10 protein-coding genes and 17 tRNA genes (1 of these 27 cut by a window edge) are annotated in these 14,240 nt (G+C 41.0%); 3 read left to right on the top strand and 24 right to left on the bottom strand.

Going from position 1 to position 14,240, the window contains the following annotated elements:
- Positions 1-189: 189 nt before the first annotated feature.
- From J1899_RS22715 to J1899_RS05055, 7 genes are all read right to left on the bottom strand, one after another.
- Positions 190-318, bottom strand: coding sequence for a hypothetical protein (locus J1899_RS22715; RefSeq protein WP_281420639.1), 129 nt, complete (start codon positions 316-318; stop codon positions 190-192).
- Positions 319-342: 24 nt separating this feature from the next.
- Positions 343-1,833, bottom strand: coding sequence for a sodium/pantothenate symporter (panF, locus tag J1899_RS05080; RefSeq protein WP_246586584.1), 1,491 nt, complete (start codon positions 1,831-1,833; stop codon positions 343-345).
- Complete coding sequence (locus J1899_RS05075) at positions 1,820-2,122, bottom strand: YhdT family protein (protein WP_214477917.1); 303 nt, start codon at positions 2,120-2,122, stop codon at positions 1,820-1,822. The genes panF and J1899_RS05075 overlap by 14 nt, the downstream gene beginning before the upstream one ends.
- Before the next feature lie 484 nt (positions 2,123-2,606).
- Complete coding sequence (locus J1899_RS05070; protein WP_214477916.1) at positions 2,607-4,094, bottom strand: amidase; 1,488 nt, start codon at positions 4,092-4,094, stop codon at positions 2,607-2,609.
- Between the two features lie 135 nt (positions 4,095-4,229).
- The gene (locus J1899_RS05065) at positions 4,230-5,687 is read right to left on the bottom strand and encodes an aldehyde dehydrogenase family protein (protein ID WP_214477915.1); all 1,458 of its coding nucleotides are present in this window, start codon (positions 5,685-5,687) and stop codon (positions 4,230-4,232) included.
- A gap of 3 nt (positions 5,688-5,690) precedes the next feature.
- Positions 5,691-6,431, bottom strand: a complete 741-nt coding sequence (locus tag J1899_RS05060) for an SDR family NAD(P)-dependent oxidoreductase (protein WP_214477914.1) — start codon at positions 6,429-6,431, stop codon at positions 5,691-5,693.
- A gap of 1 nt (position 6,432) precedes the next feature.
- Complete coding sequence (locus tag J1899_RS05055) at positions 6,433-7,515, bottom strand: tartrate dehydrogenase (protein WP_281420729.1); 1,083 nt, start codon at positions 7,513-7,515, stop codon at positions 6,433-6,435.
- Between the two features lie 444 nt (positions 7,516-7,959).
- On the opposite strand from J1899_RS05055, the gene J1899_RS05050 reads away from it, so the two are divergent.
- From J1899_RS05050 to J1899_RS05040, 3 genes are all read left to right on the top strand, one after another.
- Positions 7,960-9,543 (top strand): PucR family transcriptional regulator, encoded by a 1,584-nt coding sequence (locus J1899_RS05050; RefSeq protein WP_214477912.1) that lies wholly within the window; start codon positions 7,960-7,962, stop codon positions 9,541-9,543.
- A 165-nt stretch (positions 9,544-9,708) separates the two neighbouring features.
- Positions 9,709-11,166 carry a CoA-acylating methylmalonate-semialdehyde dehydrogenase gene (locus J1899_RS05045; RefSeq protein ID WP_214477911.1) on the top strand — a complete coding sequence of 486 codons (1,458 nt, stop codon included), beginning with the start codon at positions 9,709-9,711 and terminating at the stop codon, positions 11,164-11,166.
- A 32-nt stretch (positions 11,167-11,198) separates the two neighbouring features.
- Positions 11,199-12,539 carry an aspartate aminotransferase family protein gene (locus tag J1899_RS05040; protein WP_214477910.1) on the top strand — a complete coding sequence of 447 codons (1,341 nt, stop codon included), beginning with the start codon at positions 11,199-11,201 and terminating at the stop codon, positions 12,537-12,539.
- A 218-nt stretch (positions 12,540-12,757) separates the two neighbouring features.
- On the opposite strand, the gene J1899_RS05035 is transcribed toward J1899_RS05040, so the two are convergent.
- The 17 genes from J1899_RS05035 to J1899_RS04955 all read right to left on the bottom strand — a co-directional run.
- Positions 12,758-12,839 (bottom strand) — tRNA-Leu (locus J1899_RS05035).
- A 30-nt stretch (positions 12,840-12,869) separates the two neighbouring features.
- Positions 12,870-12,955, bottom strand: a tRNA-Leu gene (locus J1899_RS05030).
- A 14-nt stretch (positions 12,956-12,969) separates the two neighbouring features.
- Positions 12,970-13,043: transfer RNA gene (locus J1899_RS05025), tRNA-Cys, on the bottom strand.
- A 9-nt stretch (positions 13,044-13,052) separates the two neighbouring features.
- Positions 13,053-13,127, bottom strand: a tRNA-Gly gene (locus tag J1899_RS05020).
- A gap of 3 nt (positions 13,128-13,130) precedes the next feature.
- Positions 13,131-13,205: transfer RNA gene (locus J1899_RS05015), tRNA-Gln, on the bottom strand.
- A gap of 10 nt (positions 13,206-13,215) precedes the next feature.
- A tRNA-His gene (locus J1899_RS05010) sits at positions 13,216-13,291 on the bottom strand.
- A gap of 45 nt (positions 13,292-13,336) precedes the next feature.
- Positions 13,337-13,412: transfer RNA gene (locus J1899_RS05005), tRNA-His, on the bottom strand.
- An 11-nt stretch (positions 13,413-13,423) separates the two neighbouring features.
- Positions 13,424-13,494 (bottom strand) — tRNA-Trp (locus J1899_RS05000).
- Positions 13,495-13,499: 5 nt separating this feature from the next.
- Positions 13,500-13,583: transfer RNA gene (locus J1899_RS04995), tRNA-Tyr, on the bottom strand.
- A gap of 18 nt (positions 13,584-13,601) precedes the next feature.
- A tRNA-Thr gene (locus J1899_RS04990) sits at positions 13,602-13,677 on the bottom strand.
- A gap of 5 nt (positions 13,678-13,682) precedes the next feature.
- Positions 13,683-13,758: transfer RNA gene (locus tag J1899_RS04985), tRNA-Phe, on the bottom strand.
- 25 nt (positions 13,759-13,783) lie between these two features.
- Positions 13,784-13,860 (bottom strand) — tRNA-Asp (locus J1899_RS04980).
- A gap of 3 nt (positions 13,861-13,863) precedes the next feature.
- A tRNA-Met gene (locus J1899_RS04975) sits at positions 13,864-13,937 on the bottom strand.
- Positions 13,938-13,950: 13 nt separating this feature from the next.
- A tRNA-Val gene (locus tag J1899_RS04970) sits at positions 13,951-14,026 on the bottom strand.
- 8 nt (positions 14,027-14,034) lie between these two features.
- Positions 14,035-14,109 (bottom strand) — tRNA-Glu (locus J1899_RS04965).
- A gap of 17 nt (positions 14,110-14,126) precedes the next feature.
- A tRNA-Ser gene (locus J1899_RS04960) sits at positions 14,127-14,219 on the bottom strand.
- Positions 14,220-14,222: 3 nt separating this feature from the next.
- A tRNA-Asn gene (locus tag J1899_RS04955) sits at positions 14,223-14,240 on the bottom strand; it runs 57 nt beyond the window's last position.

Genomic DNA, 14,240 nt, shown 5'->3' with positions numbered 1-14,240 from the left:
GTATCGTTTTCTAACGAATACAATAAAAAGTAAAAAGCTCATGATCCTTGTAATAAGGATTGTGAGCTTTATTTTTATTAAAGATGTAAAATTACCTATTTAATTTGAAAGGAGGTGATAATTATGGCACACGGGGGTAAAAAGCTTTCCCCTGATTAGTCACTGTAGTAAATATACAATCCGATGAAGTTAGTTTGCTTTGCCCATTTCTTTCGGCTCACGCTCGTCTTTCCTGCTGTCATAAGCCCAATTAGCAAAACAGTTGGTACAAAGCTCCATGTCAAGGGACATGGCAGCCTGCACTTTTGGTTTTTTCATTAAACTTTCGCTTATTAAATCAAATTAATAGAATAATTCGAGAGTTTCTCTATCAGGTTTTTTCCCTAATAAACTACCAATAATAAACGCAATTACTGAAGTAAGTATTGAAATTACGATCGGACTGGTACCAAATACTGTTACACCTGTGCTACTTAAAATTAAAAACGTTGCAACTCCGATAACGGAAGAAAAAATTGCACCAGTTGCATTTGCTTTTTTCCAATAAAGTCCAAATATAATCGGGCAAAGAAATGCACATTCTAATCCACCCATAGCGAACAAATTTATCCAAACAATTAAATCAGGAGGATTTAAGGTAAGAATAAGTGTGATTGCTCCAACTAAAATAGTAGAAAAGATGCTGAGTTTACCAATTTTCGCCTCAAATGCTGATCCTTTTTCTTCCGTATCTCTTCTTACAAAATAATTCATATAAATATCTTTAACAATTGCAGCAGAAGCTAATAGTAATAGGGATGAAACGGTAGACATAATTGCGGAAAGTGGTGCTGCAATAAACAGTCCCGCGACTACTGGGTTCATATACTTCAGTACAATCATTGGTACTACATAGTCTGTATTTTTGAATTCTGAAGGATCTAATACTGCTGGTGCAAATACACCAACAATTATAATGACTATCATCATAGTTCCAACTACAACTGTTCCATAAATCATTGCCTGATGTAATGATTTTGTGTTTTTAAAAGCCATTCCTCTAACCGCAGTCTGAGGAAGACCCAGTACTCCAATACCAACCAATACCCAAAAAGATAGTATATATGGCAATGGGGTACTACCGTCAGATGCCAGCGAACTCCATGTAGGGTTGACAGTGTTTAAAGTCTCTATTAATGGTGTGTATCCCCCTGCTGCTTTTATGACAGTAAATAGAATCAAGAAACATCCTACTAACATTACAAATGCTTGTATTGTATCAGTGATTGCAACTGCATTAAACCCTCCTATTGAGGTGTATGCGATAACAATAATGGAGAATATAATTAAACCCCATACATATGGTAATCCTGTAATGGTTTCAAGTAATATCGCCCCACCAATAAACTGAGACATCATCATTGCTATAAAGAATAGGACTATAGCAATTGAGGAGATGATAACAACTGCAGGCGACTTATACCTGGATCGTAAATAGTCTGTAACTGTTACTGCATTTGTTTTTCTGGAGATTATGGCGAATTTTTTCCCAAGTATACCTAGTACAATAAATGCTGTAGGTATTTGAATAACGGAAATATATACCCATACTAATCCTTTTGAGTATGCAATTCCTGGAGCACCGATAAAGCTGGATGCACTTGTAAATGTAGCGACCAGCGTCATCGCTAGAACGATCCCTCCCATTGATCTTCCACCCACAAAATAATTGTTGATAAATCCTTTCTCAGCTTGTGCCATAGCTTGCCTTTTACTTGAAACTATCCCAATTATAAGGGTTAGAACCATATATATAATTAATACAGCAAGAATAATCAGACTATATGATGTCACTTTGCCTCTCCTCCTTTTCTTCAAGTGTTTCTTCGAGATCAAAATCCTTAAAATAGAACTTTACTACAACTGCTGATGCAATACAGAAAAGTACAAAGCCTACAATACAACTTAGCATGAACCACATAGGAAGTCCTAGAATATAAGTATACTCAGATGGATCTTTACTTCCTAAACCAACCCCCGTTACTAACCACCAGATAAAAAATACAATATACATGACTGTACATATAATGGCCTCTTTTTTTATCTGCTTTTCTCTTTCCTTTTTTGTTAATTTTAATTGCATTTATCATTTCTCCTTCCCTAAGTTTGGGATCAAGTAGTGCAATATGGGTCATATAGTCAAGTGAAAATGGGTGGTTAAAGTCAGTCTGCTATATAATTCACGCCCATAAAACGTTGGTCATACCCCATAGCTGAGATCCATTCACCAGATTTTTTTATTTTTTTACCGCGGTTTCCAAAAAATTTAGATTTTTTAAGAGGAACAAGTTACCTATAGTAGATTCATTTATGATTAGATATTGAACTAATACAAGTCCAAGATTATAACGGCACATGCTTCATTTTATTACTATTCTGACTAATCTAAAGGGTGGGAATAAGGTGATTTACTTTGGGGTATCATTCATTTTTTGAACTTTCATAGATTAACAGGAATGGTTGGTTAGTAAGTCTAACAATAATAGCCCATCCCTATCTTTCCTGCTGTCGTTTCCTGGATTCTATTTAAGGCGAGCGGCGTCGAGTCACCGCCCGCGATACTACCATTAAATTGTTGTTAAAATCGATGCCACGTGGACATCAGGTCGCCGCCCACGGTTCCACTCTCCATTCAGGGCGCGCTCAATCTGGGCTCCGAGTTGAAGAAGCAACCCATCATCTCCTTGCCGTGTGAGCGCGTGTATTCCAAGCGGCAGTCCGTTTTCGAGCTCTGCCATTGGCAATGAGATGCCCGGAAGACCAGAAAGGTTGGCGATTGGAGTATAAGCGAATATTCTCCATAGATTCTCGAACCAGTCATAAACTGATGGGTTATCGCTGATCGTCAGATACTCCGTCGTTCCAACCTTTGGCGTAGGCAGTGCCATCGTGGGGGTCAGGATGATATCCCAGTCTTCAAAGAATGTGCCTAGCCTCCGGGAAGTATCGTTAAACACTGCTTGCATATTGGCACGCTGCGTATAAGATGCGAAACGTCCCTCTTCCCAGACCCGTATGCACATCGGTTCAATAAGGTCGGCAGGTGGCTTTTCCAAGCCTTTTTTCTCCAAGAGACCCGAAATCACTTGTGAAAAATTCATAATATAGCAAGCGGTTTGCGCCTCGTAGGCGGCACGGAAGTCAATATCTGGAATTACCCACTCAACGTGATGTCCAAGTGTCTCAAGAAAGCCTGCCGCCCGCTCCAACTCTGCAACAATTTCCGGCGCAGCGCGGTAATCGCCCCACTCATGTGAAACAGCGATACGAAGTCTTCCTGGATCCCGTCGGATGAGCTCGGAGTATGGCTGCGATGGTGTCCAATAAGGCATGAACTCGCCTGGTGCTCCACCTCTGCAACTGTCCACAAATGCAGCAGTGTCACGAATGGTACGTGACATACAACCCTGAGCGGAGACCGAGCCCATTAAGTCCGAACCGTGAGGAGCTAGCGAAAAGACGCCACGGGACGGTTTTAAGCCGATATTTCCATTTACACCAGCGGGAATTCGAATTGAGCCACCACCATCAGTCGCATGTGATATGGGAATGATGCCGGCTGCAACCGCAGCTGCTGTGCCTGCAGAAGAGCCGCAGGTTGTATAATCAAGATTCCACGGATTTCGTGTAACATAGACCGCTGGATTCTCGGCTGAACTGCAGAGTCCATACTCTGGCGTTGTCGTCCGTCCGATAATGTTGAGACCGGCTTGGCGGATGCGCTTGGTCAGGAAGCTATCGGCTGTAGATCGATTTCCGCGCATCAGCAGAGAACCCATCTCCTGCAGGCGCCCTTTGAGAGTGGGCCCTAAATCTTTCATCAGGTATGGCACTCCGGCGAAAACTCCGTCAAGGTTTGTTCCGTCCTTCATGGGGTCATTGATCACATCATCAAAGACCTCAACAATGGCATTGATTTCAGGATTTAAGGCGTCAATGGCGAGAGCAGCCTGTTGAGCCACCTCTCGCGGAGTAATTTGCCCCTTACGAACCATTTCGGCGAGACCTATAGCATCAAGGTTAGCCCATTCATCCCAGTTCATCACTAATTTCACAAGGTTCACTCCTTCATAATTGTCCGGTTTGGATATTATATACGGTGTTTAGACACTTACTTCCTCTTAAACTTATTGCATTTTTTACGCGCAGAGAAGTTAATTGCTTATCCTGCCGGGCAAGTGGCATTTCTCTCAAAATTTTACCGCCACATTCTTCACTTGTGTATAATTCCTAAGCGCCTCAAGTCCCTTTTCCCTGCCGAAACCACTTTTTTTATATCCACCAAACGGCTGGGCAATGCCACCTCCGGCCCCATAGTGGTTGATGAAAACTTGGCCGCATTGCAGGAGGCTGGCAACGCGGTGTGCTCTGCCGGCGTTTTCAGTCCATACACCTGCCACGAGTCCGTAGGGTGTCCCATTGGCGATTTCAATTGCTTCTTCTTCTGTTTCGAAGGTAGTTACTGTTAATACAGGACCGAAGATTTCCTCTTGTGCAAGGTGGTGGCTTGCAGGAACATTATCCAAGATGGTTGGCTGAAGGAAGTAGCCTGATTCACATTTCTCTACTAACTCACGCTTTCCTCCTGTCGCAATCCTAATTCCGTCTTGCTTTGCCAAATCAATAAAACTTTGGATGAGCTCATATTGTTTCTGTGATAAAACTGGTCCAAGATCAGGATTATCAATTCCTGGACCGATAGTCAGCTTTTCCATCGCATTTATAAGCTTGTCAACAAATTTTTCCTTAATGGTCCTTTCAATTACCAAACGTGAACCTGCAGAACACGTCTGACCTGCATTTTGTACAATGGACTTTATAACCCACTCAAGCGCCAGCTCTTCATTACAATCAGCAAAAACGATATTCGGGGATTTTCCGCCAAGCTCAAGTGTAACGGGCACGATATTTTTTGCTGCTGACTCCATGACCCTCTTCCCTGTCTCCACTGAACCTGTGAAAGTAATATGGTTAATATCAGGATGAGCAGAAAGCGCAGCACCCGCCTCATAACCATAACCTGTTACAACATTCACAGCACCCTTTGGCAGCCCTAATGGCTCCATTAATTCAACAAGCTTTAACGTTGTTAATGGTGTGTCTTCTGCTGGCTTCAAGACAGCTGTGTTTCCGGTGGCTATAGATACAGCAATACTTCTTGCTGCAATTTGCAGCGGGTAATTCCATGGGATAATATGTCCAACAATGCCTATCGGTTCGCGAACAGTGTAATTGATGATTCCTGGTTCTACCGGAATTGTTTCTCCAAGAATTTTGTCTGCGGCACCTGCATAATATTCAAAATAACGAGCTGCAATCTCTACATCTACAGCAGACTGTGCAATGGGCTTTCCGACATCAAGTGTTTCTATTTCTGCTAATTCTTCCTTATTCTCACGGATGATTTCTGCAACCTGATAAAGTAGCTTGCCTCGATTATAAGGCTTGACCATATTCCACTCTTTTGAATGAAAAGCTTTTTTCGCAGATTTTACTGCAAGGTCAATTTCCCTTTTGTCCCCTCTTGGCACAAAAGCTAAAAGAGAGCTATCCGCTGGGTTCTTCACTTCTATTAATCTCTCTTTTTCAGGAATCTTCCATTCTCCGCCTATGTAACATCCTTTAACTTGCACATCGACCGCCTTCACTTGTTAAATCCCCCTTCCGCCATCTACATTAATAATTGAGCCTGTTACAATGGCGGCTTCCTTTGAACACAGATACACTAGAGAATTGGCAATATCATTCGGATTAATTAACCTTCCTAATGGAACACTATTCTTAAAAACAGTATCCTTTGTTACTTCAATATTCGCATCCTTCGCTGTAAATTGCCCAAGCATATTCGTATCTGCAGGACCTGGATTCACCACATTTACCCTGATTCCATAATCGGCTAATTCAATGGCCAATGCTTGCGAAAAAGAAACGGTGGCTCCTTTTGAAGCAATATAAGCATTCAAGCCAGGACGAGGTCTCACCATGGATATAGAAGCGATATTTACAATTACTCCTTTCCCTTGTTTCTTCATATAAGGTACAGCTGCACGGCTTGTTAAAAATGGAGCCGTTGCGTTTACTCGCATAATTTTCTCCCAATCCTCCAAGCTTACTTCTTCAATGGGTGTTGCTGGCTGTGCGATTCCTGCAATATTAACAAGCCCATCTATACGATCAAATTTCTCATTTGCAGCTGAAAAAACCTTCACAACATCCTCTTCCATTGTTAAATCTGCTGAAATCGGCAAAAGACGTTCACTTTCCTCTACACCTTCCACATTTAGATCAACAGCCGCTACCAAAGCCCCTTCCTCTAAAAAACGTTTTACTGTTTCTTTTCCCATTCCGCCCTGTGCGCCCGTAACAACAACTACTTCATTTTCTAATCTCATTTTACCGGCCTTCTTTCACTAATAGTAATTGTTGAATAATATCTCGTATCGCTGATCCCATCTCGCTTGTAGTTGAATTGCCGCCCAAGTCAGGTGTTTGTACTTCTTTTTGTACAAGAACTTCTTCAATTGACTCCAAAATGACTGCAGCTAAATCCGCTCTCCCTAAATGCTCAAGCATAAGTGCCGCCGACCAGATCTGTGCAATTGGATTAGCGATCCCTTTTCCGGCGATATCAGGAGCTGAACCATGGACAGGTTCAAACATGGAAGGGAAATCCCCTTCTGGATTTAAATTTGCGGATGGAGACAGCCCAAGCCCTCCTGCAACAGCAGAACCCAGGTCACTTAAAATATCCCCAAACAAATTGGAAGCAACAACAACTTCAAATTCCTCAGGTTTTAAAACGAAATAGGCTGCAAGAGCATCAATATAGTAGCTTTGCAGATTAATTGCTTGAAATTCTTGTCCAACCTCACGTACAGTCTCATCCCATAGTTTCATTGAATGGATGATCGCATTGGACTTTGTCGCACTGGTGACCGTCCCTTTTCCATGCTTTTCAGCATATTCAAAAGCAAATCTTGCAGCCTTTTTTGTACCTGCTCGTGTAATAATAGTGTTTTGAACAGCAATTTCTTGATCTAGACCTTGATACAATCTACCGCCACTATTGGAATATTCACCTTCTGCGTTTTCACGGACAATAACAAAGTCGATATCTTCACCTGTAAATCTGCAGGAAACTCCCTTTAATAATTTTACTGGTCTTAAATTAATGTACTGCTTGAATTTTTTCCGAATAGGCATAATCAGCCCCCATACAGTCACATCATCAGGCACCCGCTTATCGCCAATCGCCCCAAATAATATCGCATCGTATTTTTTTAATTTATCTAAGGCATCATCAGGCATCATTTTTCCATGCTCTAAATAATACTCACTGCCCCAGCCAAATGTATCAAATTCAATTCTTATTGAGGGATCCAGCTTTTTGAGTAATTCCAGTACCTCAACTGCTTCCTTCATTACTTCTTGACCGATTCCATCTCCAGGTAAAACAGCAATCCGATGACTTGTCATCATTTTCACTCCTTTTCATAATTGAAAAACTAAACACTCACCACCAACCTTTTGTTTCATTAATACACTTAACCAATTTCTTTAAATTTATAGAATAGGATTTGGATTGAATATATAGAAATTTCGAACTGGCTGAGAAATCAACTTCTTTATTTGTTTAACTAATCCGTATTTTCTGAATTTTATTTTATTTTCTTATCTTATCATGATGGCGCTTAATTCTCATTGGACAAAAAATATAATAATTTATAAAATAACACGACATAATGTTAAATTATTCAGACAATTCAGATGTTCTATGCTATGCTAGTGCTGTGAAATTTCACTGATAGTATAAATATGATCATTTAACCAGGTAACACTTTTACCCTTTAGCAGCGAAATAAAAATTATAAATCAAAAAAAAATGAGGCTCATTTTGGAATGAATCGGGGGCTTATGAGGATGAAAAATGAAGTCAAATTATCTGTAGAGGAGATATTGAAACAGAAAAGTTTTCAAACTGCAAAAATTGTTGCCGGGAAAAAAGGAATAACAAGAACTGTTAAATGGGTTCATGTTATGGAAATTACGAATGTAGGTAATCTATTAAACGGAAATGAATTAATACTAACAACTGGTATAGGTTGGAAAGATAGCGAAGAATCAATGATTTCACTTGTAAAGCAGTTAATTGAATGTCAGGTATCTGGACTTTGCGTGGAGTTAGGTGAATATGTTAGTGAAATCTCAAGTGATTTAATCAAATTAGCTGATCGTTTCAATTTCCCGATTATAGTATTTAAAAAGGAAGTAAGGTTTGTTGATATCACTGAAGAAATTCATACATTAATTATTAAAAAACATTATCAAATGGTAACGGATTTAGAGGAGTATTCACGAAAACTAAATGAAGTTTTGCTCGAAGCCGACCCTAAAAAGGTGGTTTTGAATATGTTGCAAAAACAATTACAAATGCCCGTCATTTATTTATCAAATGATGGTCACGATAGTATTGTTTCCAACAAATCAGAAAATGAAAATAATAACCTCCTTCAATTAGTTAAAGAAAGCAGTTTAGGGAAAAAGGAATTTATCACACGCCAAAAAATTAATGTCTTAAATCAGGATTATGCCGAGTTGATCATTGTAGACAACGCCGATTCGGTAACAGAGTTTGAAAAATTGCTCCTAGACAGAACAGTAACAGCACTTGCTCAAATAATTTTACGTGATTTATGGATTGAAGAAAGAAGAAATGCAAAGCAAACGGATTGGATCCAAAAATGGCTAAGCGGAGAACACAATGAAGAACAAATAGAGAGATACCTTGAAAAGATTGCTCCTGGTAAAAATCTTGAAAGAGCGATTGTAGTACTCATCAAGGTCGATTATGATCCTGATGATTCAAGCATAACTTATTTAAAGCTATTTTTACGTAATATTTTTCAGAATCAGGGATTCCACCTATTACCTGCCATGATGGAAAATTCGCTTGTATTAATTTTGATTGATAATAGGATTCAAACTAATTATAAACAAAGAGTTGGTACTGCAATCGAACGGCTAATAAACACAAAATATTTAACCAATCACTTACATATTAGTGTTGGTAAACCAGTTCACCATTTAACTGAAATAAAAAAAAGCTACGAATTTGCTAAAGAGGCTTCTAGTATCAGGGAAAAAGTTCGAAATGAAAAAACTAGTTATTTTTATGAAGATTTACATATATACAGAATCATTAAAGCCGCCCACGATCAAGGAATTTTATATGAATTTGTTTCAGATTATTTAAAGCCTGTACTATTATTTGATCGCCAAAATAACACAAAGCTTATGAATACATTAAGTTTATATTTAAAATTCAATGGTTCAAAAAAAGAAACAGCGAAGCATCTTTTTATTGTGAGGCAAACACTTTATCACAGGCTAGAAAAGTTATATGAGTTAATAGGAGAGGACTTTATGGAACCGCCAAAAAGACAAGCGTTTGAATTTGCGGTTGCGGCTTATGAGTATCTGGATGGAGCCAAGCAATCACCTTAAGAAAAAAACGATCGGTAAGATAAGTAGAAACATCAGATTTTTTCTGAACGTAACGTATTCCTTCAAAATTATTTTACATTCTGTCTAATGAAAACGATTTTCTCCATTAATATAATTAGATTAGATCGAAATTTCATAATTTTATGAATTGAAGGAGGCAGTCTGATGGTTGTAACTAATGAAGTAAAGACACTAAAAAATTTTATTGGCGGTCAATGGACGTTATCAGAAAGTAAGAATGTAAGTGATATCCCAAATCCAGCTACAGGTGAAATTATTGCAAAACTGCCAATCTCCACACGTGAAGAGGTTAATCATGCGGTCACGGTTGCACATAAAGCATTCCAATCTTGGAAAAAGGTACCGGTTCCTCAACGAGCGCGGATACTATTTCGTTATCAGCAATTACTAGTTGAAAACTGGAGTGAGCTGGCAAGACTAGTTACACTTGAAAACGGTAAAAGTTACAAGGAAGCATATGGAGAGGTGCAGCGCGGAATAGAATGTGTTGAATTTGCTGCCGGGGCCCCTACACTAATGATGGGCGATCAACTTCCTGATATTGCAACTGGTATTGAGTCCGGTATGTACCGTTACCCAATTGGAGTAGTAGGCGGCATTACTCCATTTAACTTTCCAATGATGGTGCCTTGTTGGATGTATCCACTAGCCATCGCTTGCGGAAATACATTTGTGTTAAAACCGTCTGAACGCACCCCGGTTTTGGCCAATCGCTTAGCTGAGCTATTTAAAGAAGCTGGCCTTCCGGATGGGGTCCTAAATATTGTTCATGGTGGCCATGATGTTGTAAATGGAATCCTTGAAAATAAGGATGTAAAAGCCGTTTCTTTTGTTGGTTCACAACCTGTTGCAGAATATATTTACAAAACAGCTGCAGCGAATGGAAAGAGAGTACAAGCATTGGCTGGAGCGAAAAATCATTCAATTGTTATGCCTGATGCTGACCTGAATAATACAGTTACAAATATCATTGGAGCAGCCTTTGGATCAGCCGGCGAACGCTGTATGGCTGCATCTGTTGTAATAGCCGTTGGAGAGATAGCGGATGAGTTAATTAACCGACTAAAACAAAAAGCTGATGAAATTAAAATCGGAAATGGGATGGATCATGATGTATTCCTTGGTCCAGTCATCCGTCAAGAACATAAAGAACGGACCATTCAATATATTGAGATCGGGGAAAATGAAGGAGCCCTTCTAATTCGTGATGGGAGAGAAGATCGAGAACAGGAAGATGGCTATTTCGTGGGCCCAACCATCTTTGACCATGTGACAACAGATATGAAAATCTGGAAAGATGAGATATTCGCCCCTGTATTGTCTATTGTCCGTGCAGAAACCCTCGAAGAAGCAATTATGATTACAAACCAATCCGAGTTTGCTAACGGCGCATGTCTATATACAGATAGCGCAAGTGTAATTCGCACATTCCGTGAAGAAATTGATGCAGGTATGCTTGGTATAAATTTAGGTGTACCAGCCCCAATGGCATTCTTCCCATTTTCAGGTTATAAAAATTCATTTTACGGTGACCTTCACGCCAATGGCCGCGATGGAGTAGAATTTTATACTCGTAAAAAGATGGTAACTGCTCGTTATTAATAAACAACTTTTAATGAAATGGGGAGATAAGAATGCTAGCAACGGACCAAGGAAAGGATCTGCAAAAAAAAGATGAGCGTTATATCTGGCACGCAATGAGAGGTTCTGCTCCTGTTTCAGGAAACTTAATTATTAAAGAGGCAAAAGGCGCCTGGGTAGTAGACATTGAGGGGAATAGATATTTGGATGGTATGTCTGGCCTCTGGTGTGTAAATGCCGGCTATGGCAGGAAGGAACTGGCGGAGGCTGCTTATGCGCAGCTTCTGGAAATGCCATACTTTCCAATGTCTCAAAGCCATATTCCTGCCATTAAGCTGGCTGAAAAGCTTAACGAATGGCTTGGTGATGACTACGTAATTTTTTTCTCAAATAGCGGCTCTGAAGCAAATGAAACAGCATTTAAAATTGCACGTCAATACCACCAGCAAAGAGGCGACCATGGACGGTATAAATTCATTTCTCGCTATCGTGCTTATCACGGAAATTCAATGGGAGCCCTTGCAGCAACAGGTCAGGCTGAAAGGAAATATAAATATGAGCCACTAGCTCCGGGCTTTATCCATGTGAATCCGCCCGATGTATACCGAAATCCGATTGATGAGCATACCCTTGAAAGCGCTCATGAAGTTGACAAGGTTATGACATGGGAATTAAGCCAGACTGTAGCAGCCATGATTATGGAGCCAATCATTACTGGAGGCGGCTGCTTGATTCCTCCTCAGAACTATATGAAAAAGGTTAAAGAGATTTGCGAAAAACACGGCGCCCTTCTAATTTGCGACGAAGTAATTTGTGGATTTGGCCGAACAGGTAAAGCATTTGGTTTTATGCATTATGATGTAAAGCCGGATATTATTACAATGGCTAAAGGGATCACAAGTGCATATCTGCCTCTCTCTGTTACTGCGGTTAAAAGAGAGATTTATGAGGCATACAGCGGCAATGAACAATATGATCGCCTCCGCCATGTAAATACATTTGGGGGAAATCCCGCTGCTTGTGCGCTTGCATTAAAGAACCTAGAAATTTTTGAAGATGAAAAACTAATTGAGCGTTCACAGGTATTGGGAGAACGATTATTAAAAGAGCTTGAAGAATTAAAAGATTTACCATTTGTAGGAGATGTTAGAGGAAAAGGACTTCTTATAGGAATTGAACTGGTTGAAGATAAAGAATCGAAAAAACCAGCAAGTGTGGAAATCGTTAATAAAGTAATCAGCGCCTGCAAAGAGCGAAAGCTGATTATTGGAAAGAATGGGGACACTGTTGCTGGCTATAATAACATCTTGCAACTTGCTCCTCCTCTAAGTATTACTGAAGACGACTTCACCTTTATCGTCAAAACACTGAAAGAAAGCTTGCGTTCTATTTAACTTTAATCTATATTATTAAAATTTTATGGAGGTCCATTTTCGTTATTTCAATTATGGGTCTCTTTTTTTTGTGGGTGAATCCATAAAAAAATCCACCTCCCCCGTTTTTAAGGAAAACGAATAGGCAAACGATCAATTATCGTAAAAATTTAACACAGAAAAGCGACGGTATTTCAGTGATTAACTACACTGAAATACCGTCGCTGAATGTTTTTTGATACCGGTGGTCGGGGTCGAACCGACACTCCAGAAGGAACACGATTTTGAGTCGTGCGCGTCTGCCAATTCCGCCACACCGGCATATAAAATATTAAATGGCACTTCTAAAAGTGCCGAGGACCGGAATCGAACCGGTACGGTAGTCACCTACCGCAGGATTTTAAGTCCTGTGCGTCTGCCAGTTCCGCCACCCCGGCGTTCTGAACAATTATGGAGGCGGCAACCGGATTTGAACCGGTGATCAGGGTTTTGCAGACCCATGCCTTACCACTTGGCTATGCCGCCATAAATAATTGGAGCGGAAGACGGGATTCGAACCCGCGACCCCCACCTTGGCAAGGTGGTGTTCTACCACTGAACTACTTCCGCGAATGGCTGGGCTAGCAGGATTCGAACCTACGCATGATGGAGTCAAAGTCCATTGCCTTACCGCTTGGCTATAGCCCAATAAAATATATGGGGCGACTGATGGGAATCGAACCCACGAATGTCGGAACCACAATCCGATGCGTTAACCACTTCGCCACAATCGCCATAATGTATAGTATGAATATCTAGTTTGTCTTGTGAAAATTAAATGGGGCGACTGATGGGAATCGAACCCACGAATGTCGGAACCACAATCCGATGCGTTAACCACTTCGCCACAATCGCCATAAAGATTACAGGGGTAGTAGGAATCGAACCCACATCAAAGGTTTTGGAGACCTTCGTTTTACCATTAAACTATACCCCTAAAAATGGTGGAGGGGGACGGATTCGAACCGCCGAACCCTAAGGAGCGGATTTACAGTCCGCCGCGTTTAGCCACTTCGCTACCCCTCCGGATTATATAAACACTGCTGGTGCCGGCTAGAGGACTTGAACCCCCAACCTACTGATTACAAGTCAGTTGCTCTACCAATTGAGCTAAACCGGCAGTAGTGGTGGCTCAGGACGGAATCGAACCGCCGACACAAGGATTTTCAGTCCTTTGCTCTACCGACTGAGCTACTGAGCCATATGTATTGATTTGATTTTAAAAATGGCGGTCCGGACGGGACTCGAACCCGCGACCTCCTGCGTGACAGGCAGGCATTCTAACCAACTGAACTACCGGACCAAATTGCGGGGGCAGGATTTGAACCTGCGACCTTCGGGTTATGAGCCCGACGAGCTACCGGACTGCTCCACCCCGCGATAATAATAATAATGGTGGAGGATGACGGGATCGAACCGCCGACCCTCTGCTTGTAAGGCAGATGCTCTCCCAGCTGAGCTAATCCTCCGAAATGAATGGTGACCCCTACGGGATTCGAACCCGTGTTACCGCCGTGAAAGGGCGGTGTCTTAACCGCTTGACCAAGGGGCCATATATATATTTTAGAATGGCGGAGAGCAAGGGATTTGAACCCTTGAGACAGCTATAAACCGCCTACACGATTTCCAATCGTGCTCCTTCGGCCACTCGGACAGCTCTCCATATGGCTCCGCAGGTAGGAT

It is taken from the genome of Cytobacillus gottheilii (genome assembly GCF_018582665.1).
GTDB lineage: Bacteria > Bacillota > Bacilli > Bacillales > Cytobacillaceae > Cytobacillus > Cytobacillus gottheilii.
Note: the sequence above shows the minus strand (reverse complement) of the source record. Positions and strands in the feature narration are given on the sequence as shown.